The 21,680-nt window shown below is 42.8% G+C and carries 18 protein-coding genes; 1 reads left to right on the forward strand and 17 read right to left on the reverse strand.

Features of this window, described 5'->3' with window-relative positions; all coding sequences use genetic code 11:
* Positions 1-44 precede the first annotated feature (44 nt).
* From rny to AC0NJP_RS03510, 7 genes are all read right to left on the reverse strand, one after another.
* Positions 45-1,586, reverse strand: coding sequence for a ribonuclease Y (gene rny / locus AC0NJP_RS03480; protein WP_474698847.1), 1,542 nt, complete (start codon positions 1,584-1,586; stop codon positions 45-47).
* A 163-nt stretch (positions 1,587-1,749) separates the two neighbouring features.
* Positions 1,750-2,214 carry a regulatory protein RecX gene (locus AC0NJP_RS03485; RefSeq protein WP_474698783.1) on the reverse strand — a complete coding sequence of 155 codons (465 nt, stop codon included), beginning with the start codon at positions 2,212-2,214 and terminating at the stop codon, positions 1,750-1,752.
* Entirely contained in the window at positions 2,204-3,250 is a 1,047-nt protein-coding gene (gene recA, locus AC0NJP_RS03490) for a recombinase RecA (protein ID WP_474038625.1), read from the reverse strand. The genes AC0NJP_RS03485 and recA overlap by 11 nt, the downstream gene beginning before the upstream one ends.
* A gap of 72 nt (positions 3,251-3,322) precedes the next feature.
* Positions 3,323-4,912, reverse strand: a complete 1,590-nt coding sequence (locus AC0NJP_RS03495; protein WP_474698784.1) for a DEAD/DEAH box helicase — start codon at positions 4,910-4,912, stop codon at positions 3,323-3,325.
* A 14-nt stretch (positions 4,913-4,926) separates the two neighbouring features.
* Positions 4,927-6,168: a competence/damage-inducible protein A gene (locus AC0NJP_RS03500; protein WP_474698785.1), complete on the reverse strand. Its 1,242-nt coding sequence runs from the start codon at positions 6,166-6,168 to the stop codon at positions 4,927-4,929.
* A 39-nt stretch (positions 6,169-6,207) separates the two neighbouring features.
* The gene (gene rimO, locus AC0NJP_RS03505) at positions 6,208-7,542 is read right to left on the reverse strand and encodes a 30S ribosomal protein S12 methylthiotransferase RimO (RefSeq protein ID WP_474698786.1); all 1,335 of its coding nucleotides are present in this window, start codon (positions 7,540-7,542) and stop codon (positions 6,208-6,210) included.
* 12 nt (positions 7,543-7,554) lie between these two features.
* A complete protein-coding gene (locus AC0NJP_RS03510; protein ID WP_474038629.1) occupies positions 7,555-8,589 on the reverse strand; it encodes an ABC transporter substrate-binding protein in 1,035 nt (344 codons plus the stop codon).
* Between the two features lie 171 nt (positions 8,590-8,760).
* On the opposite strand from AC0NJP_RS03510, the gene AC0NJP_RS03515 reads away from it, so the two are divergent.
* Entirely contained in the window at positions 8,761-9,126 is a 366-nt protein-coding gene (locus tag AC0NJP_RS03515) for a hypothetical protein (RefSeq protein ID WP_474038630.1), read from the forward strand.
* A gap of 70 nt (positions 9,127-9,196) precedes the next feature.
* Here AC0NJP_RS03515 and AC0NJP_RS03520 read toward each other — a convergent pair whose 3' ends face one another.
* The 10 genes from AC0NJP_RS03520 to dapB form a co-directional block, all read right to left on the reverse strand.
* The gene (locus tag AC0NJP_RS03520; RefSeq protein ID WP_474698848.1) at positions 9,197-11,167 is read right to left on the reverse strand and encodes a YgiQ family radical SAM protein; all 1,971 of its coding nucleotides are present in this window, start codon (positions 11,165-11,167) and stop codon (positions 9,197-9,199) included.
* A 13-nt stretch (positions 11,168-11,180) separates the two neighbouring features.
* Entirely contained in the window at positions 11,181-11,909 is a 729-nt protein-coding gene (locus AC0NJP_RS03525; protein WP_474038631.1) for a helix-turn-helix domain-containing protein, read from the reverse strand.
* A 172-nt stretch (positions 11,910-12,081) separates the two neighbouring features.
* The gene (locus AC0NJP_RS03530; RefSeq protein ID WP_474698787.1) at positions 12,082-14,337 is read right to left on the reverse strand and encodes an FtsK/SpoIIIE family DNA translocase; all 2,256 of its coding nucleotides are present in this window, start codon (positions 14,335-14,337) and stop codon (positions 12,082-12,084) included.
* Positions 14,338-14,436: 99 nt separating this feature from the next.
* The gene (locus AC0NJP_RS03535; RefSeq protein ID WP_474038633.1) at positions 14,437-14,649 is read right to left on the reverse strand and encodes a YlzJ-like family protein; all 213 of its coding nucleotides are present in this window, start codon (positions 14,647-14,649) and stop codon (positions 14,437-14,439) included.
* The gene (locus AC0NJP_RS03540) at positions 14,646-15,410 is read right to left on the reverse strand and encodes a ClpP family protease (protein ID WP_474698788.1); all 765 of its coding nucleotides are present in this window, start codon (positions 15,408-15,410) and stop codon (positions 14,646-14,648) included. Before AC0NJP_RS03540 ends, AC0NJP_RS03535 begins: the two co-directional genes overlap by 4 nt.
* A 148-nt stretch (positions 15,411-15,558) precedes the next feature.
* Positions 15,559-17,223 carry a ribonuclease J gene (locus AC0NJP_RS03545; protein WP_474038635.1) on the reverse strand — a complete coding sequence of 555 codons (1,665 nt, stop codon included), beginning with the start codon at positions 17,221-17,223 and terminating at the stop codon, positions 15,559-15,561.
* Positions 17,224-17,541: 318 nt separating this feature from the next.
* Complete coding sequence (dapA, locus tag AC0NJP_RS03550) at positions 17,542-18,429, reverse strand: 4-hydroxy-tetrahydrodipicolinate synthase (protein WP_474038636.1); 888 nt, start codon at positions 18,427-18,429, stop codon at positions 17,542-17,544.
* Between the two features lie 34 nt (positions 18,430-18,463).
* Complete coding sequence (dapG, locus tag AC0NJP_RS03555) at positions 18,464-19,681, reverse strand: aspartate kinase (RefSeq protein WP_474038637.1); 1,218 nt, start codon at positions 19,679-19,681, stop codon at positions 18,464-18,466.
* 10 nt (positions 19,682-19,691) lie between these two features.
* Positions 19,692-20,723: an aspartate-semialdehyde dehydrogenase gene (locus AC0NJP_RS03560; protein ID WP_474698849.1), complete on the reverse strand. Its 1,032-nt coding sequence runs from the start codon at positions 20,721-20,723 to the stop codon at positions 19,692-19,694.
* A 47-nt stretch (positions 20,724-20,770) separates the two neighbouring features.
* Positions 20,771-21,571, reverse strand: a complete 801-nt coding sequence (gene dapB / locus AC0NJP_RS03565; protein WP_474698789.1) for a 4-hydroxy-tetrahydrodipicolinate reductase — start codon at positions 21,569-21,571, stop codon at positions 20,771-20,773.
* Positions 21,572-21,680: the final 109 nt, after the last annotated feature.

Raw genomic sequence — 21,680 nt, forward strand, 5'->3', positions numbered from 1 at the left:
CTAATAAATAAAAATAAAACCGACCTTACCGGCCGGTTTTATTTTTATTTGGCATAATCAACTGCCCTTGTTTCACGTATGACGGTCACTTTAATCTGACCGGGATATTCTAATTCATTTTCAATTCGTTTGACAATATCTCGTACAAGACGAACTGAAGCTAAGTCATCAATTTTTTCTGGTTTTACCATAATGCGGACTTCCCGCCCAGCCTGAATAGCAAAGGATTTCTCCACGCCGTCAAATGACTCAGCAATTTCTTCCAATCGTGTCAACCGCTTCAAATAGCTTTCTAAAGTTTCACGACGAGCGCCTGGTCTAGCGGCAGATACAGCATCTGCTGCAGCTACGAGTACAGCCTGTACAGTCGTCGGTTCTTCGTCGCCATGATGGGCGCCAATTGCATTTACTACTTCAGCAGACTCGCGATATTTCTTAGCCAAATCTGCGCCAATAGTTACATGAGGGCCTTCCACTTCATGGTCAATGGCCTTACCTAAATCATGAAGCAAACCGGCTCGCTTAGCAAGCATGACATCCACGCCTAATTCTGCAGCCATAATTCCTGCAAGATGAGACACTTCCACGGAATGTTTTAATACATTCTGTCCATAGCTCGTACGATATTTCAAACGACCTAATAATTTTATGAGTTCAGGATGAAGACCATGGACTCCGGTTTCAAAGGTCGCCTGCTCACCAGCTTCTTTAATCTTTTGCTCCACTTCTTTTTGCGCTTTTTCAACCATCTCTTCAATGCGAGCTGGATGAATCCGGCCATCAGCAATTAGTTTTTCTAAAGCTGTTCTGGCGACTTCACGTCGAACAGGATCAAAGCCTGATAAAATAACAGCTTCCGGTGTATCATCAATAATAAGATCTACGCCTGTAAGCGTCTCTAAGGTACGAATATTGCGGCCTTCACGACCAATAATCCGCCCTTTCATTTCATCATTAGGCAAAGCCACAACAGAAACAGTTGTCTCTGCCACGTGGTCAGCTGCACAACGCTGAATCGCTAACGAAATAATTTCGCGCGCTTTTTTATCGGCTTCTTCTTTTGCCTGCTGTTCAATATCCTTGATCAACATAGCTGTTTCATGCCGAATTTCTTCCTCTACATTCGTTAGAAGCAACCTCTTAGCATCCTCTGATGTCATATTAGACACCCGTTCCAATTCAGAGAGTTGTTTTGCGTATAATTCATTTATTTTTTCTTGACTCTTTTCGATTTCGCCTTCCTTACGATTGAGAATATCCTCTTTCTTTTCCAGCGAATCAATTTTACGGTCAAGATTTTCTTCTTTTTGCAATAGCCGCCGTTCTAAGCGTTGCAGATCATTACGGCGTTCTTTGCTTTCTCGCTCAACTTCGCTTCTGAGTCTGTGAATGTCTTCTTTTGCTTCCACTAATGCTTCTTTTTTCTTTGCTTCGCCAATTCGTTCAGCATCTTCAATAAGTTTTTTCGCAGCAGCTTCTGCTGAAATCATTTTTGCTTCAGCAATCTTTTTGCGAATTAAATAGCCTATTCCAACGCCTAAAAATGCGAAAATTAGTGCGGCAATGAATATTTCGATTATTATAATTCTCCACCTCCTTTTATATATATAAGGGGGAAAGCCGAGTTTAACCCGGCTTTCATTTTCTACACTGACAACCCCTTTGCTGTCAGTTCATTTAAAACTTTAGCTGTTAACGGTATTTACTTTCACGATTGTAATATAATTGTACGTGTTTTTCCTGAGAGTGTCAAGTTTCTTGCCTAGCTAGCGCTACAGCTTTGCGAATCAGTTCTGACGAAAACCCGCGTGCTGCCAAATAACGATACATTGGCGCTGTTTCTCTGTCTTCAAGCTTCTTATAGCGACGTTCTAACAGTCGCACCGCTTGTGCTAAAGCAGTTTCTTGATCATAATCGTCAAAACAACTTTCAATGATCGAATCAGAAAAGCCCTTTTGCTTTAACTTCAGCCCAATTAATTTAGCACCATACTTCCCACTTGCCGTAAATTTACGATAATACGCCTTAGCTAGAGCCAGATCATCTAGAAAACCATAATACGATAATTTTGCCACAGCTTCTTGTTGTTCCACTTCCGTATATCCCTGCCGCTGCATTTTTGCTGTCAGTTCCTGCACACTATAGCCGCGATGCGATAATAAGAAAAGTCCGTAAGAATAAGCGCTTTTTTGCTGTTCTTTACTAGTCTTCACGAATTGTCTCAACCTCTAGGAAACTATCGGCTTCTGTAGCTGGTTTTGCTGTGCCAATAGAAAGGGTTTCACGAATTTTCGCTTCGACTTCCGCTGCCATAGCAGCATTTTCTTTAAAAAACTCTTTAACATTTTCCCGTCCCTGGCCTAATCGGTTCGCTCCGTAAGAATACCAAGTACCGCTTTTCGTTAAAATATCCAGTTCAGTGCCAATATCGACAAGCGCCCCTTCACGTGATACGCCCTGACCATACATAATATCAAATTCAGCTTGCTTAAAAGGTGGCGCTACTTTATTTTTTACAATCTTCACTTTTGTCCGGTTCCCTACGACATCATTGCCGTTTTTAATGGCTTCGCCCTTGCGCACTTCCAGACGAATCGAAGCATAAAACTTTAATGCACGTCCGCCTGTGGTCACTTCGGGATTCCCAAACATAACGCCCACTTTTTCACGAATCTGATTAATAAAAATAACGGTACAATGGGATTTACTTACAATTCCAGTAAGTTTTCTAAGCGCCTGCGACATAAGCCGAGCATGAAGACCGACATGCGAATCACCCATTTCCCCCTCAATTTCGGCTTTCGGAACAAGCGCTGCTACTGAATCAACAACGATCAAGTCTACAGCCGCACTTCTTACTAAGGCATCCGCTATTTCTAAGGCTTGCTCACCATAATCAGGCTGAGAAATTAAAAGATTTTCAATATCAACACCGAGATTGCGAGCATAATTGGGATCAAGAGCATGTTCGGCATCAATAAAAGCAGCAATTCCGCCTAATTTTTGCGCTTCCGCAATCACATGGAGCGCAACTGTCGTTTTACCGGAAGATTCCGGTCCATAAATCTCAATACAACGACCACGCGGAATTCCACCAACGCCAAGCGCAATATCCAGCGGCAGCGCACCTGTTGGAATCACTTCAATATTCATTTTCGCCGCCGCTTCGCCAAGCTTCATAATGGAGCCTTTACCAAAATCCTTTTCAATTTGACGCATAGCTATCTCTAGGGCTTTTGCTTTATCCATCTACGATCCCTCCCCAAGCAGTAAATAAAATGGAAGCGGAGAGCCTCTAGCCCTCCGCTTCTTTCGGCAGTATTAGCGCCCTTTGGCCACTTCTACATTAATTTTATAACCTTTTAAAGTATTCTTGTGCATAACGGCAATCACTCGTTCGGCTACGTCTTCTGGTACTTCCACAAAAGTGAATTTTTCATAGATATTAATAACACCAATGGTATTACCAGGAATATCAGCTTCGCTCGCGACGGTCCGCACAATATCTTCTGGACGAATCTTCTGGGCTTTACCTACATTAATAAAGAGGCGAACCATACCGGGTTCTGCGCCGGAAGAACGATAATTCGGCTTTTCCGCCGCCTCTGATGCCTTTTCTTTATAACCTTCCTGCGAAAGTTTCAAGGCAGCAGCAGCAATCTCTAACGGATCATAGTCTTGTACAAGCTCAGTGACGATCGACTGATAATCAGCGATTCGGCCTTGCTCGATTGTCTGAACAAGCCGTTCTTTAATCACTTCTCTCTGACGTTCTAGTACATCAGCTGGCGAAGGTAAAGCTTTACGGATAATTCGTGTTTTTGTTACTTTTTCAATGAGCTTTAATTGACGATACTCACGTGGTTGGATAAAGGTAATAGCAACACCTTTTCGTCCAGCGCGGCCAGTACGACCAATACGATGAACATAACTTTCCGGATCCTGCGGAATATCATAGTTAATAACATGAGTAATATCATCAATATCAATACCACGAGCCGCTACATCAGTAGCAATTAAAATATCAAGTTTGCTGTCGCGGAATTTCTTCATCACGCGATCACGCTGTGCTTGGCTTAAATCACCGTGTAAACCATCAGCTAGATAGCCACGTGAAGAAAGCGATGCCACAAGATCATCTACGCCTTTTTTCGTACGGCAGAAAATAATCAATTGACCTGTAGTTTCACTATCAAGAACGCGGCACAAGCCTTCTAGTTTTTCGCGCGTTTCATAGTACACCTGATCAATCAGTGGAACTGTTAGTTTTTCTTTGCTTATTGAGACAACAACAGCATCTTTCATATAACGCTTGGTTAAGTTCATAATCGGTCTTGGCATCGTTGCCGAGAACAGCAATGTCTGACGTTCTTCCGCCACAATGGTTTCCATAATGGCTTCAATATCGTCAACAAAACCCATATCAAGCATTTCATCGGCTTCATCCAAAACAAGCATTTTTACATGGCTTAACTTAATCGTATTCCGGCGAATATGATCAAGTAGACGTCCAGGAGTACCAATAACCACATGAACGCCGAAGCGCAGTGATTTAATTTGTCTATCAATCGCCTGACCGCCGTAAATCGGCAATGTTTTCACTCGTTTAAATTTACCAATGCGCGCTAGCTCTTCAGAAACCTGAATAGCCAGTTCTCTAGTCGGTGTAATAACAAGCCCCTGGATATTGCGGCTTGCTTCATCAATTTTTTCAATCATGGGAATCCCGAAAGCAGCTGTTTTTCCTGTACCAGTCTGAGCCTGTCCAATGACGTCATGACCTTCTAACACAAGCGGAATCGTCTGACTTTGAATCGGCGATGGTTCTTCAAATCCCATATCCTGTAATGCCGAAACAATTTTCTTATTTAACTGTAAGTTACCAAAAAGGGTATTTTCTTTATCCTTCAAAAGTACCAACCTCCTCATATTGTTAAAACATAGCGATATAATTTATTGAGCGCCGCTAAAGCGCTACGTGTTTTTATTTCCTTTCGCGTACCGGCAAATCGGTATTCCTGCCAGTTAGTTCCCCGTTCGCTGGCAAGCGCAATATAAACAAGCCCAACCGGCTTTGTTTCGGTAGCTCCTCCTGGTCCGGCAATTCCTGTGATTGCCACGCCAATCGAAGTATGAAACCGTTCACGAATGCCTTCCGCCATCTGGCAAGCAGTTTCTTTTGAAACTGCCCCATAGTCACGCAAGGTATCAGATGAGACAGCAAGTTCCTGCATTTTCACTTCATTACTATAAGATACAACGCTGCCCATAAAATAGGCAGAACTGCCGGGGACGTCAGTTAAACGACTGCTGGTTAGACCACCAGTGCATGATTCAGCTAAAGCTACGGTAAGTTCTTTTTCAAGTAAAAGACGACCGATGATCCCTTCCAGAGTATCATCATTCACACCATAAATATAGCCTTGCAGACGTTCACGAATTTTTTTCTCTAAAGAAAAAATTTTCATTTCAGCTTCCGCTTGATCCGCTCCTTTGGCCGTTAAGCGAATAATTACTTCACCGCTTCGCACTAAAAGAGCAATCGTAGGATTATTTTGGGCTAAAATATAATCACGAATTTGTTCTTCTAAGTAAGATTCGCCGATTCCGTAAGTGCGCAAAATTTTGGAGACGATCGTCCCTTGCTGACCAAACCGTTGCTCCAAGTAGGGAACAACCGATGAATGAAACATCGGCTCTAATTCAAAGGGCGGTCCTGGCAAATGGATGATTGTTTTTCCTAAATGTTCCAAGATCACTCCAGGTGCTGTTCCCCGCTCATTCTCAATCGCTAAAGCGCCCTGAGGAATCATAGCTTGACGACGATTATTATCAGACATAGTTAGTTTACGCCGCTTAAAAAACTCCGTAATTCGGTCCAGACTAACAGGATCAAGCATGAGCGGCAAAGAAAAAATTTCTGCAGAAACTTCCTTCGTAATATCTCCCTGCGTCGGCCCTAACCCACCTGACGTAATCACAATATCGGCACGCTCTAGAGCGTTTTTAAAAACCTGGGCCATCCGTTCGCGATTATCGCCTACTGTTGTCTGGTATAATACGTGAAATCCGAGAGCGTTTAACTGTTCCGCTAAAAAAGCCGCATTTGTATTAACAATCTCTCCTAGCAGCAATTCCGTTCCCGTGCTGACAAGTTCGACAATCATGCCGAAGCGCCTCCCTGTAAGGGGTTTTATCACTCCCCTTTATGATTCCAGCTTTTCTGCTAAAATATCATAAGTAAAGCCTTGTACTATTTTGGCCAAAACAAGGTCGCCTGCCTGCAGTGATCCAGCATTTTCTATATAGACGCGGCCATCCACTTCCGGCGCTTCCCGATAGGAGCGGCCGTAGACAATCTCCTTATTATCATCGGTTCTGCCTTCCACTAAAACCTCGATTATCTGTCCCTCGCTAGCAAGATTCAATTCTTCACTAACGCGGCTTTGTTCGGCCATAAGACGGTGATAGCGATCTTCTTTTACAGCTTCATCAACTTGGTTTGCCATTTTCGCCGCACTAGTACCCTCTTCTTGAGAATACATAAACACACCGACGTTTTGAAAGCGTTGTTCTCTGACAAAATCAAGTAATTCTTGAAAATGCTCTTCTGTTTCACCAGGAAAGCCCACAATAAAAGACGTACGCACAACCACATCGGGAATGGCATCTCGCAGCTTTTGCAGCAAAGTTTTAATTTCTGCTTGCGTCTCCGGACGATGCATCGCCCGCAAAATATCATCATGAGCATGCTGCAATGGCAGATCTACATAATGAAGAATTTTCGGTTCTTTAGCCATTAATTGAATAATTTCATCAGAAAAATGAACGGGATAACCATAAAGTAACCGAATCCATTTCAAATCATTAATTTTCACAAGCGCTTTTAACAGCTCAGGTAGGCTTGGTTTACCGTAAAGATCCTGTCCATAGTTTGTGGTGTCCTGTGCAATCAAAATAATTTCTTTTGTTCCTTGCGCTACAAGACGTTTGACTTCATTTTCGATAGATTCAATAGAACGACTACGAAAATCGCCGCGAATAAAAGGAATAGCGCAATAAGCACAGCGGTTGTTACAGCCATCAGCTACTTTTACATAGGCGCTGTAAAAAGGCGTTGTAGTAATCCGAGGCGTTGTATCGTCATAAATAGTCGTATTTGCATCGGCAATTAACAGACGCTGTCCCGAGAGAACTGCATTGACAGCTTCCATAATACGATGCCACGATCCAGTACCGACAATCGCGTCGATTTCCGGTAATTCATCCAAAAGATCTTGCCGATAGCGTTCACCTAAACAGCCAGCGACAATTAAACCGCGGCATTTTCCAGTCTGTTTATACTCAGCCATAGATAAAATTGTAGAAAGAGATTCTTCTTTGGCTGAATCAATAAACCCGCAGGTATTGACAATGAGTAAATCAGCATCGACCGGATCTTGTACAATCTCAACATGATTTTCAGTCAAAATACCAAGCATAACTTCTGTATCTACAAGGTTTTTGGCACAGCCAAGGCTGAGAAAACCTGCTTTTAACATGCAATTTCCCTCCTAGAGCGAACGAGGACTTAGACGAACAGACTGAATCCACTTATCCATAATAGTATGCTGCTCCACAGGCGTAAGCGGTTGACTGTCGAAAAGTTTCATATGTTTCGTCTCGTAAAATTTAGCAATATTCGTTTCAGGATTTGTTGGAACAAAGTAGAATCGGTGATTTTGCAATAACTCCTGCGCTTCATTTTGCAAAATCCAGTCAATAAAGGGCGCTGCGTCAGCGCTATGCGGCCCCTGCAAAGTCAAGGCAATGCCAGTTAAAGAATAAGCCGTTCCTTCATCAGGATAAACAATCGTTAGAGGAAACCCATCATTATAATAACGAATTGTTTCACTTTGAACAGCAATGGCCACATCCGCTTCACCCATACCAGCCATTCGCACTGGCGTAGCTAAAAACTTGGCATACTGAATCACTTGAGGATGAATTTTCTTGAAGAAAGCCAAAGTAGGCTGTTCTCCCTGCAGAGAACGCAACGAATAAAGTAAACTAGCTGACGCTTCCGACGCTAAGAAATCAGTCATAGCTAAGCGTACCTGACTGTCTTTCCCTAAGTCAGCCCACCGTTGAATTGGTTGAGAAAGCTTTTTGGCAAAATCGCGATTTACGGCAAATACAATCGGGTCATACCAAGTACCAACCCAAAAATTATCTTTATCCTTAAACCGGTCAGGAACTATATCGGTTTGCTCTGAGGTTACAGGCGCGAGAAGATGCTCTTTCTGGACCTGCCTCAGAACAGCCTCTGTAGCTAAAACAAGATCAGCCTGTGGCGTTTGGCGCTCATTCTGAAGTTTTTGCAACAGATCCTGGTCAGACAAAGGCACCATTTGAACTCTAATTTTTGCGGACTTTTCATATTCCTGCGCAAAAAGCGATACTTGTTCTACAGGCAAATTTGTATAGACAACGATTGACTTAAGGTTTTCCGGTGTTTGATTACCAGCGTGTCCTAATAAATCGGTACCAATAATCGCAGCAAAAACCAGAAAAAAAGATAGAAACAAGAGTGGCACATAACGTCGCATGCACATTCCTCCGTCTTGAATACGTAAAGTATCAACCTATACTATAACCTTTCTCTTCCTGATATGCAAGCAAATTATGGGCAAAGCCATAGGTTTGTCAGAAAAAATATGCTAAAATATAAGAAGACTGAAAAATCAATAACCTAATTCACCTTATAAGGAGCGAATAAAATGCAACTTCCCGCAGGACTTTTATTATTAGTTGGTTACTTAGGACTCATTGCTTTAGGTAATATAATTGGTCTATTCCATAGCTTATTTTTTGGAGATGTCGCAGGCATCTATACTTCACTTCCCGGCATCTTTCTCTACGCGTTTCCTGCCTATGGCTTGTTTAAAACCAAAAGATGGGCTTGGTTTGCAGAAATAGCCATATCCACCCTTGCTGTTTTATTAGGTCTTTTGGTATTTTTGCTCTTCAATCCACTCATGGGAATCATCGCCTGTCTGATCCATGGTCTAATTCTCTACTATTTATTCCGTAAATCCATTAAAACTCTTTATTTATCCAAACCGTCCTCAGAATCGCTTGTATAAAATATCGTAAGTTAAAGCAGGAATCTTCAGCTGGTATGCCAAAGATTCCTGCTTTATTTATACATATACATCATGACCGACGCTTTTTAAAAGGCTTTTGGCCTTTTTGTTTTGGCGACCTTGACGATTTTGGCGGTCTTGACGATTTTGACGACTTTGAGAGATTTGATGGCTTTGAAGATTTTATTGGTTTTTCTACTGTTTCTACAGTTTCAGTTTGGAGCAAATTTGCTTTCCCCTTGAAACTACGTCTAGGCCTAATAAAGCATTTAGAACCAAGACCAATCAAATCAAGTCGTCCAGCTTTTTCCAAAGCTTCATAAACGAGATCATAATTTTTAGGGTCACGGTACTGTAGGAGAGCTCGCTGCAGTCTCTTTTCGTGAGGCTGGCGCGCTACATGGACAGCTTCGCCTGTAAAAGGATTGATCCCCGTATAATACATACAAGTAGAAAGACTGCCTGGCGTTGGAATAAAGTCTTGCACTTGTTCCGGTTGGCAGTGAGTATCACGCAAGAATTCCGCCAACTCAATCGCCTCAGGCAATCCGGAGCCGGGATGACTGGACATAAAGTATGGTACAAGATATTGTTCTTTGCCCACTCTTTTGTTCATAGTCATAAAAGCTTCTTTAAACTTCAAATACACTTCCTTACTAGCTTTCCCCATGAGTTTCGTAACCGTCGGTGCTACATGTTCCGGAGCAACTTTTAACTGCCCACTCACATGATGCTCACAAAGTTCTCTAAGAAATTCTCTGTTGTTATCGGCTAGTAAATAATCATAGCGAAGCCCCGAACGAATAAACACTTTTTTGACTTTCGGTAATTTCCGTAGTTGACGCAATAAGGAAAGATACTCGTCATGGGAGGTATCAATTTCTCGGCAAGGGCCTGGAAACATACACTGTTTTCCCTTACAAGCACCGCGTTCTTTCTGATGGGAACAAGCTTGGTGACGAAAATTAGCTGTAGGCCCTCCTACATCATGAATATAGCCTTTAAAATCAGGAAGTTTCGTCATACCCTGTGCTTCTTTTAAGAGTGAGTCTTGACTGCGGTTTTGAATAATTCGACCTTGATGTGATACAATGGCACAGAAAGAACACCCGCCAAAGCAACCGCGGTGACTTACAAGCGAAAACTTGACTTCTTCAATGGCTGGAACACCACCTTGCGCTTCATAGCGAGGATGGTATGTTCTTGTATAGGGTAAATCATAGACAGCATCCATTTCTTCTGTCGTCAGTGGCAAAGCGGGCGGGTTTTGCACTACATAAACAGGTCCATGGGCTTGAACAAGCTGCTTGCCGCGAACAGGATCCTGCTCTTCGTACTGGATTTTAAAAGCTTTAGCAAACGCTTGTTTATCTTGTGCCACATCATCATAGGACGGCAATTCGACATAATCCCAAAGAGCTTCTAAAGAACGAGTAGGATAACAGGTCCCACGGACAGAATGAAGTTGGTCGATAGGAATGCCTTGCGCTAGTTGATGCGCAATATCCAGAATCTGTTTTTCTCCCATCCCATAGACAACAAGATCCGCCCGGCTATCAATCACGATAGATCGTCTTACCGTATCAGACCAATAATCATAATGAGCAAACCGACGCAGACTTGCTTCGATGCCGCCTAAAATAATCGGTGTATGTTTAAAAGCTTCTCTCAGTCGCGTACAATAAACAAGACTGGCTCGTTCCGGACGATAGCCAGCCTTGCCGCCAGGTGAATAACTATCAGTACTGCGCGTTCTTTTTGCTGCTGTAAATTTATTTAACAATGAATCAAGATTTCCCGCCGAAACTAATACACCAAGCTTCGGCTTACCTAATGCTAAAAAATCCTTCGTTGACTGCCAATTAGGTTGAGCAATAATCCCGACTCGAAACCCTTCTTTTTCTAAAAGTCGACAAAGAATAGCCGGACCAAAGCTGGGATGATCTACGTAAGCATCGCCGCTTACAAACAGAAAATCAAGCTGTTCCCAGCCGCGTGCCTCCATCTCAGCCTTACTCATGGGAATAAACGATTGTTCCATCATGCACTCCTTACTATTTTACTCCCGTAGGCGTAAAGGTTTTTACTACAACATCGCCTTTTGTTCCAAGTTTTCCCTGGCTCTGTCCATTAAAAGTCACATCGACGGCGGCAGCATTTCCTGCTTTAATCACTAAAGTCTTATCAGCCTGCCACGTAAATGATTCGTTGATTTTAGGAATTCCTTCATAAAGCTGCTTACCGTCAGCCGTCACCAAAGTCCAGCACTCTGCAGTAAATTTAGCTTGCACATAAACCGGTTTTGCGTCAGCTGGTTTCGTAGCAGTCGTTGGCGTTGGCGGCACTTGAGCTGGCTGCTGTGTTTTCGCTTCTGGCGCTGGCATAGGTCCCGGTGTCTTACCGCTACTCTGGTAGGCCCAAAAGCCAATCCCCACAACAGCTACAAGCAAAATCACCATGGCAACTAGCTTGCTCGGAAAAGAACGTCCTAGAGAATCCTGTTTAATCGGTTGCGGCGTTTGCGCGATCGGCTCAGCCTCTTCCTCTGGCGGTTTTTGTGTTTGTCGATAAAGCTCTACAAGCTCTGGGCCATTTAAGCCTAAAAAATTAGCATAATTACGAATGAATCCTTTTAAATACACTTCACCTGGAATCACCTTATACTGATCTTCTTCAATTGAGGTGATATACAAAGCCCGAATACTCGTTGCCTTTTCTACTTCACTGATCGATAAATTCTGCTTTTCTCGTTCGGCACGAAGTATTTGACCTACTGTTTCCATTGTCACAACCCCCTTGATGGTTTGCCTACTTATTCGTAATGCTTTTCTGATAAAAACTTACAAATTCATATTCTCTATGAAAGACTTAGCAGCAAAGAAGTTTCTTCTAAGAAACATCAAAAAATAGTTGTTGTATTTTATAGCATAACAGAAAATTGCTTTATACGCAAAATTACTTTTCGAGAAAGTACTTCTCATAGACCTCAGCTGAGGTCATGGTGATTTCTCTCGCTTTACTGCCTAGGCTTGGTCCCACAATATGCATTTCTTCCATTGTATCAATTAAACGAGCCGCTCGTGAATAACCAACACGGAATTTTCGCTGCAACATTGAGGCGGAAGCCTGTCCTGTCTCTAGTACCAATCTTACGGCTTCTGGTAGAAGCTCATCTTCATAACTGGGCGTCTTTTCCGGTTCTTCCGTTTCCTGACTTTGAGTAACCCCTTCCGTATACTCAGGTTCGGCCTGACGAGCGCAAAAAGCGACAAGTTCCTCAACTTCATCATCTGAAATAAAAGAGCCTTGTACCCGTAGCGGCTTGGCGGCTCCCACCGGATAAAACAACATGTCCCCTTTACCTAACAATTTTTCAGCTCCAGCCATATCAAGAATTGTCCGCGAATCAATTTGTGATGAAACAGCAAAAGAAATCCTTGATGGAATATTGGCTTTAATCGTCCCTGTAATAACGTCAACGGAAGGTCTTTGCGTGGCCAGAACAAGATGGAGCCCTGCAGCACGAGCCATCTGGGCTAAACGGCAGACTGCATCTTCCACATCAACAGGCGCTACCATCATTAAATCAGCCAACTCATCAATAATAATCACAATAAGCGGTAATTTCTCTTCTGGTGTTATTTCATTATAACGGCTAATATCGCGTACGGAAGCTGCTGCAAACAGCGCATAACGCCGTTCCATTTCACGTACTGCCCAACGCAAAGCCGATGCTGCTTTTTTGGCATCCGTTACAACAGGTGTCAATAAATGAGGAATTCCATTATAATTCGATAGTTCGACCACTTTGGGATCAATTAAGATAAATTTAGCTTCTTCTGGTTTCGCCTTAAATAAAATGCTTGTAATCAGCGTATTAATGCAAACGCTCTTTCCCGAACCAGTAGCGCCTGCTACAAGCAAATGAGGCATTTTAGCTAAATCAGCAATAATGGTCTGTCCGGCAATATCTTTTCCTAAAGCTACAGAAAGATAGGATTTAGCTTGTTGAAAAGCGTCATTCTCTAGAACTTCCCGATGGGGTACACTAGCTACTTCTTTATTAGGAACTTCAATGCCAATTGCTGCTTTACCGGGAATTGGCGCCTCAATACGTACGCCAGGCGCAGCTAATTTCAAGGCAATATCATCAGCAAGATTGACTATTTTACTCACTTTTACCCCTGCGGCAGGCTCTAGTTCATAGCGCGTCACAGCTGGCCCCTGACAAGTATGAGTAATCTTAGCACTTACATGAAAGCTTGCCAAAGTAGACTCTAAAATATGGGCGTTTTCCATAATCTCTTTAGCGGTTTTGTTAGATTTTTGCCGCACAGGTTTTTTCAGCATCGATAAGGGCGGCAGGCGATAAGGCAGAATCGTTTCGCCATTTTCTGCTTTCAGCGGCACTTGAAGTTCAGCCGATTCCTTGTTTTCTTCACCAACCTTAACAGACGAAAGACAAGCGACAGCTTCTGGCGCTGTTTCATTTTCTTCTAACAAAGGCTTTTCCCTGTCATAAAAACTGTTTTTTTGCATATCATGAGACAAAAAGTCATCTTTTACTACTTTTTTTTCCCTCTCTTGATTATAAAAAGCATTTGATGACTTGGCAATAGGTTCCTCGTCACCTATTTCGTCATCTTGCTGGCGCCGTCGCTCCTCTAACGCACAAGCTAAGCTTTCCTTAGCCTGCAACAAGCCTTCGTCCGCCTTATCTTTTGCCTTGATTAGCGTTTCACCTAACGACCAATTCGTTGCCACCATTAAAGCACCAATCACTGCAGCAGTTAACAAAACAAAAGTCCCATAAAAACCAAACAGCTTGCGCAAGCCAAACACAATGAGCCCGCCAGATAATCCGCCGCCATTAATGAGACTCTCGGGATAAATTTCTTGATTTAGGGGCGTTAACCAGTGATGATATAGCGCTAAAAAAAATAAAAAAAGCAAAACAAGCGCGACAAATTTAAGTGAAAAACTGATGCCTCGCCGCATCCAGACATAACGCGAACCAATAATTATGATAACAAGCGGAACTACTAACGCACCAATACCAAAAGCATAATGCAGCACTTTCGCCGTCAGTAAACCAACAGCGCCTGTACTGAGATCAAGTAAACTAATCATTGAAATAAGGCCAAGTGCTACAAGAAAAATACCCCATAATTCGTATTTAAACTCGGAGGATACTCCCGAGAAAAAGTTCAACAATGCAACCACCTCTGAGGAAATTTTCTACATTTGCCTAAGAAAACCTTTTTTTCCAAATAGACTCAAAACAAAGCCGCAAAAAAACGCTCTCTAAAGTTAAGAGCGTTTGGTAAGAATGCGCCCTGGTTGCAATTCAGGTCGCAAATAATCAGCGGGATCAGTCGATAAAAGCCGAACAAGACGATACTTACTGACAGAAAGCTCTTCAGCGAAAATGTTGCAGCCTAAATAACGCATCTGCTTATAGCCATGCTCTGGATTTGCTTCAGGAAATACAGCTTCCGGCGGCATTATTGTCCAAAGAATCATGATAAGAGCGTTCCTTTGGCTATCTTCTTGTATTCAATCAGTTGCTGTAATTTTTGCATAGCCTGAGAAACGCCGCCAATTTCGCCAATTAGGCCATAATTTACAGCATCTCTGCCGCCGACTGATGTGCCGATATCTCGCGACAAATCACCAATTTTGTAAAGCAGTTCTTTCCATTTTTCTTCAGCAATATGTGAATGAGAAACAACAAATTTATTGACTCTTTCTTGCATTTTCTCCAAATAGTCAAAAGAACTTTGCGCACCAATTACTAGCCCGGTTAGGCGGATTGGATGAATCGTCATGGTAGCACTTTCGACAATAAAAGAGTGAGTTGCCGAAACAGCAATTGGTACGCCAATACTATGTCCGCCGCCCAAGACAATGGATACGGAGGGCTTAGACATACTGGCAATCATTTCGGCAATAGCTAAACCTGCTTCTACATCGCCGCCAACCGTGTTCAAAAGCAGCATAAACCCTTCAATGTCGGGATTTTGTTCAATAGCTACAAGCTGGGGCATCACATGCTCATACTTTGTTGTTTTATTATTAGGCGGTAAAATCATATGTCCTTCAATCTGGCCAATAATCGTCATCACATGCAAATTACTTTTTGCTGTAGGAATTTCTGTTGTACCAAGGTCCTCTATGGCTTCAGCAGACGGCGATTTAGCTAGCGATGTTTTTGACTTTTCTTGCTGTGGCACATTCGTTTTATCAGGACTTGGGGCAACAACTGGGTTGTCATCATGAATCACAAGTACATCCCTCCATTGATACAATACTTTTCTATTGCTAGTATTGACCATAGAGCCCATGATTCATACGTTGCTTTCGCCTAAGCGCAAAAGATGATCCGCCTAATAAGGCGGATCATCAAAAACCAGTATTTAATTTCCAGTTAAATTACACTTCCATGATAATTGGCAAAATCATCGGACGGCGCCGCGTACGTTCATACAGATATTTCCCTAACGTATCCCGTACAGTTGATTTAATTGCCGCCCACTCAGTTACACCATTACCACTACACTTTTCGAGGGCTTGCTCTACGCGCGTACGCGCTTCATCCATAAGCTGTTCTGACTCTCTTACATAAACAAAGCCACGCGAAACAATATCAGGTCCGGCTACAACACAGCCTTTTTGTTTGTCCATTGTAACCACAACAATCAAAATGCCATCTTGTGATAATTGACGACGATCGCGCAATACAATATTGCCGACATCACCGACACCTAAGCCATCAACAAGTACTTTACCTGCTGTGACTTTACCATTAATCTGGGCCTTATCCTGACTAATTTCTAAAACTTGGCCGTTTTCACCAACAAGAATATTCTGTTTTTCCATACCAAGTTCTTGCGCTAATTTGGCATGTTTAATTAAATGCCGGTACTCGCCGTGAACAGGAATGAAAAATTTGGGACGAATTAAATTATGAATCATCTTTAATTCTTCTTGACTAGCGTGTCCTGATACGTGAATACCCGAATTTTTATCATAAATCACTTCTGCCCCTTGCTTAAACAAGAAGTCAATCGTTCTAGCAACAGATTTTTCATTCCCAGGAATGGGTGTTGCCGAGATAATCACTGTGTCCCCTGGTACAATATCAACCTTTTTATGATCAGACATAGCCATACGCGTTAAAGCGGACATCGGCTCGCCTTGACTGCCTGTTGTCAAAATAACTACACCTGAAGCGGGATAATTATTAATTTCATCAATATCAATAAGAATCCCTTCGGGAATGTTCATATAACCAAGTTCCATAGCAATATTCACTACATTGACCATGCTGCGGCCAATAATAGCCACCTTGCGCTTATACTTGCAGGCCATGTCAATCGCCTGTTGCAAACGATGAATATTGGAAGAAAAAGTTGCAATAATAATGCGTTCTCTGGCATTGCGGAATGTTTCATCAAAAGCAATACCGACTGAACTCTCGCTTTTGGTATAACCAGGTCTTTCTGCATTCGTACTGTCAGCTAACAGTGCAAGAACGCCTTGGTCGCCTAGTTCTGCAAAACGGTGAAAATCAGTTACTTTACCGTCTACGGGAGTTTGATCGAGCTTGAAATCGCCGGTATGGACAATCGTACCAAGCGGCGTTTTTATGGACAAAGAAACAGCATCGGCAATGCTGTGACTTACACGAATAAAACCAACTTTAAAAATTCCCAACTGAATTTGATCTCCCGGCTGAACCGGAACAAGATTGGCTGTCGAAACATTATTTTCTTTCAAGCGACCTTGCAAAATTCCCAGGGTCAATCGCGTACCATAAACAGGTACATTCAGTTGTTTCAATACGTAGGGCAACGCCCCAATATGGTCTTCATGGCCATGAGTTAAAACAATTGCTTTAATCATGTCACGATTTTCAATCAAATAAGAAATATCAGGAATGACAAGATCAATCCCTAACATGTCATCTTCAGGAAACATTAGGCCGGAATCAATAACAAGTATCTCATCGCCATAACGAACGACAGTCATATTTTTTCCGATTTCGCCTAAGCCGCCCAAAGGAATAATCTGAATTTTCTGCGGTATTTTAGCCAATAAAATATACACCTCCAAAAAAACAAGTAGATTCAATTACCATAAAAGCAAGCATAGTAAAATTGCCGATTTATTTGTCCGCTCTCTCATCGGTAAAAGCCGTTCATTTACTTACAAAAAACTACTGCCGAACAATTCTTCCAGATTTATTATACACTATTTACATGTTAGCAACAAGCAAAACTTATAATTGCAACTTTATTATATACGGATTTAGATAAAGTAATACAAATGTAACACAAAGTAATACAAAAGGCTTGCCACAACAAGTAGCAAGCCTCTCTGCAGTCTTTTTTCTTTTAAGTTTTTAACGATAATTTATAGGGATAGCGACTGAGCCAGCTTCACGGTTGCCGCAATTTGAAGACGCTCCTGTTCGGTCGCTGCGATCAGCGGCAACCGTAACGGCCCTACCGCAAGGCCTAACATGGACACAGCTGTTTTAACAGGAATCGGATTTGTTGTGATGAAGAGTCCTTTATAAATGGCTAAGAGAGCCTGATGTAATTTAGCGGCACGTTTCGTATCGCCTGCCAAGAAAGACTGTATCATGCTCTGCATGGGCTTTCCAGCAATATGCGCAGCTACGCTGATTACGCCATGAGCGCCGACAGCTAAGCCTGGTAAAGCTAATGAATCATCACCGCTGTAGACTAAAAAGTCCTCAGGCGTATTGCTGACAACCTCAGCAAACTGATCAAGATTGCCGCTTGATTCTTTGACAGCTACGATATTTTTTATTTCACTAAGACGAATAATCGTACTAGGCAAGATATTGGAAGCGGTTCGGCCTGGCACATTATAAATAACAATCGGCAAAGTCGTTGCATTTGCTACTGCTTTAAAGTGCTGATAAAACCCTTCTTGCGGCGGTTTATTATAATAAGGGCCTACTACCAAAGCGCCATGTACGCCTACTGCTTCAGCAGCCTGCGTCATATCGATGGTAGATTGCGTATCGTTCGTTCCAGTACCAGCAATAACGGTCGCTTTATCGCCTACTGCGGCCAGTACTGTTTTAAAAAGTTCAATTTTCTCTTGCTTCGTCATTGTAGCAGCTTCGCCAGTACTGCCAGCAACAACGAGTCCGTCTGATCCGTTACTGACAAGATACTGAGCCAATTGACTCGCGGCTTCATAATTGACCGAGCCATTGTCATGAAAAGGCGTGACCATAGCTGTTAATATTCGGCCAAAAGAATTCATGTAATTTCCTCCTCAGATAAAAAGCGTCTGCCTGTTAGGCCAGGCCAAACCGTTCATGAAGCGCTAAGAGTGCAGCTTTTACATCATCTTGCCGCACTAGTGCTGAAATGGAGGTGTGCGAATCTACTGTTTGCAAAATTTCGATTCGGCTTGTTGTCAAGGCATCAACGAAATTCGCCATAACCCCAGGAACTTCGCGCATACCGCCGCCAACTACAGAAACCTTAGCACAATCAGCTAAAATTTCTGGAGAAAAGTCAAGGTCTTTTAGCTTGGTCTGCGCAAGCGGAATATATTCCTGTTTTACTGTAAACATAATCTGCCCAGGATGAACATTAATCAGATCAACGCTAATATTGTTTTCCGCCATAGCCCGAAAAACCTGAGATGCTGCTTCATGGGACGCTGTCGAGTTTACATCAATCTTAACCTGAGCGATCGAACCAAGATAAGCAACACCGGTAGCCACTCGATCAGACACGGCAGAACCTTCACCAGTTTCTGCCGCTAATGTTGTAATGAGCGTGCCAGGAGCGTCACTGAAAGTTGACTTTACAACAAGCGGGATATTTTTCTGCATAGCAATTTCTACCGCTCGTGGATGAATCACTTTCGCACCTTGATGCGCCATTTGGCAAATTTCACCATAACTCACACAGTCAAGAATCCGGGCATTCGTAACCATCCGTGGATCAGCTGTCATAATTCCATCTACATCTGTATAAATTTCTACGCGCTCTGCCTCTAAGGCGGCGCCAAGCGCAGCGCCTGTCGTATCACTGCCGCCCCGCCCTAGAGTGGTAAATTCACCATTTTTTGTGACACCTTGAAAACCACAAACCACAGGAATTTTACCGGCCTTAAGCAATCGTAGCAAAGGAGCTGTATCAATTTTTAGAATGCGTGCGTTGGTAAATTGATCATCTGTAATAATGCCGGCTTGACCGCCTGTCAGCATTACGCTAGCCACATCGGCAACTTGCAGCGTTGCTGCCATAACGGAAGCAGAAATCATTTCACCGCAGTAAAGCAGTGAATCCACTTCTCGCTTTGCTACTTTAGGATTGGCTTCGTTAAGGACTGATAACAGCGTATCTGTCGCATAAGGAGCGCCTTTCCGCCCCATGGCTGATACAACAACTACTGGTGCATACCCTTCAGCCATAGCTTCTTTTACTTTTTTAACAACCCGTTGGCGTGCCTCTGGCGTAGCCACAGAAGTCCCGCCAAATTTCTGAACAAGTATCCGCATTTACGACACCTCAAACTAATTCTTCTTGAATCATATACTCGGCAATTTGGAGCGCGTTCAGTGCGGCGCCTTTTCGAATCTGGTCGCCTGTTACCCAAAGATTCAAACCGTATTGTACCGACTTATCAGGACGAATTCGTCCGACAAAAACATCATCTTTATCAGAAGTGAACAGCGGCATAGGATAGATCTGCTGCGCTGGATCGTCTTCTACAATCACGCCTGGGAAAGCTGCCAAAACCTCTTTAGCTGCCTCGACAGAAAGCGGCCCTTCAAGTTCCAGATTAATGGATTCAGAATGGCTGCGATATACAGGAACGCGTACCGTTGTTGCCGTTATACCTATAGTATAGTCATTTAATATCTTATGTGTTTCATGTACCATTTTCATTTCTTCTTTGGTATAGCCGTCTTCCACAAAAACATCAATCTGTGGCAGTAAATTAAAAGCAATCTGGTAATGCTTTGGTAAGGAAGCGCTAGGCAAAATATTCGCTTCAACCGAACGATGATTCATGACAGCTTCCACCTGATTCGTTAATTCTTCGATGCCTTCTTTACCAGCACCAGATACGGCTTGATAGGTAGAAACAACAATCCGTTTAATTTTCACGCGGTCATAAATTGGTTTTAAAGCCATAAGCATGATGATCGTTGAGCAATTCGGATTGGCAATAATACCTTTATGTTCTTTAATCGCTTCAGGATTCACTTCCGGCACAATTAAAGGAACCTCAGGATCCATACGGAAAGCACTGGAATTATCAATCACAACGGCACCGCTTTTTACCGCAGCAGGCGCAAAAGTTTTGCTGGCTGAACCACCGGCAAAAAGAGCAATATCAATCCCTTTAAAGGAATCTTCCGTTGCTTCTTCCACAATATAAGTTTTCCCCATAAAATCAATTTTCGTACCGGCTGAACGTTTGGAGGCCAACAATTTTAATTCATTAAATGGAAATTTACGTTCTTCAATCAGCGTTAAAAACTCTTTACCGACGGCACCTGTAGCTCCTAAAATAGCAACATTTGGTTTTTTCATCATATCCACACTCCAACTCATAAAAATTTAGAATTATTTGATAAGAATTAGTCCAAAATATTTTCTAAGCCAAAAGTTAAGCCAGATGTAGTAAGCACTTTCTTACAAGCCAACGTAACGCCAGGCATAAAAGACTCGCGTGAAATACTATCGTGTCGCAGCGTCAAGGTTTGCCCTAAACCGCCGAAAATAACTTCCTGATGAGCTACATAGCCTGGCAAGCGAACACTGTGCAACGGAATTCCCGCAAGCTGACCGCCGCGGCTACCAGGAATTTTCTCTACCTCATTGGGGTGACCTTGTTTCATTTCTCCTCTGACTTCAGCAATCAGCTCAGCAGTGCGAAGCGCTGTACCTGAAGGAGCATCCAGTTTCTGATCATGGTGTAGTTCAATAATTTCTACATGAGGCATATATTTCGCCGCCTGCACCGAAAGCTTCATAAGTAAAATGGCGCCAATCGCAAAGTTTGGTGCTATCAAAGCATTCACACCTGTTTTTTTGCAAAGCGCGCGTACTTCCTGTACATCATCAGTAGAAAATCCTGTTGTCCCAACAACAGGTGCAACCCCATTATTCAAAGCCAAACGAATATTGGGCATCACGGCGTCAGGGTTCGTAAAATCAACCATAACGGAAGCTTTCCCTTGCTGCAAAGCTTCGGCTAAATCGGCAACAATGGGGACATTGAGCTTTCCTAAACCTACAATTTCACCAATATCTTTGCCTGCATGATGTTTATCGACTGCTCCGACCAATTCCAAAGATTCATCTCTCACAACAGCCTTTACAACCTCTTGGCCCATGCGGCCGCAAGCGCCGCTGACTAATACGGTAATCTTCTCCATGATGAAACCTCCTAAAATAAAATCAAAATAAAAACAGCCGGCTTTCAATTCACCGGCTGATAATTCTAGAAGCGCATAGAAGTAAAAAGTAAATTCCTTCAAAGGTTTT

The sequence above is a fragment of the Pelorhabdus sp. sgz311002 genome (assembly GCF_056134285.1).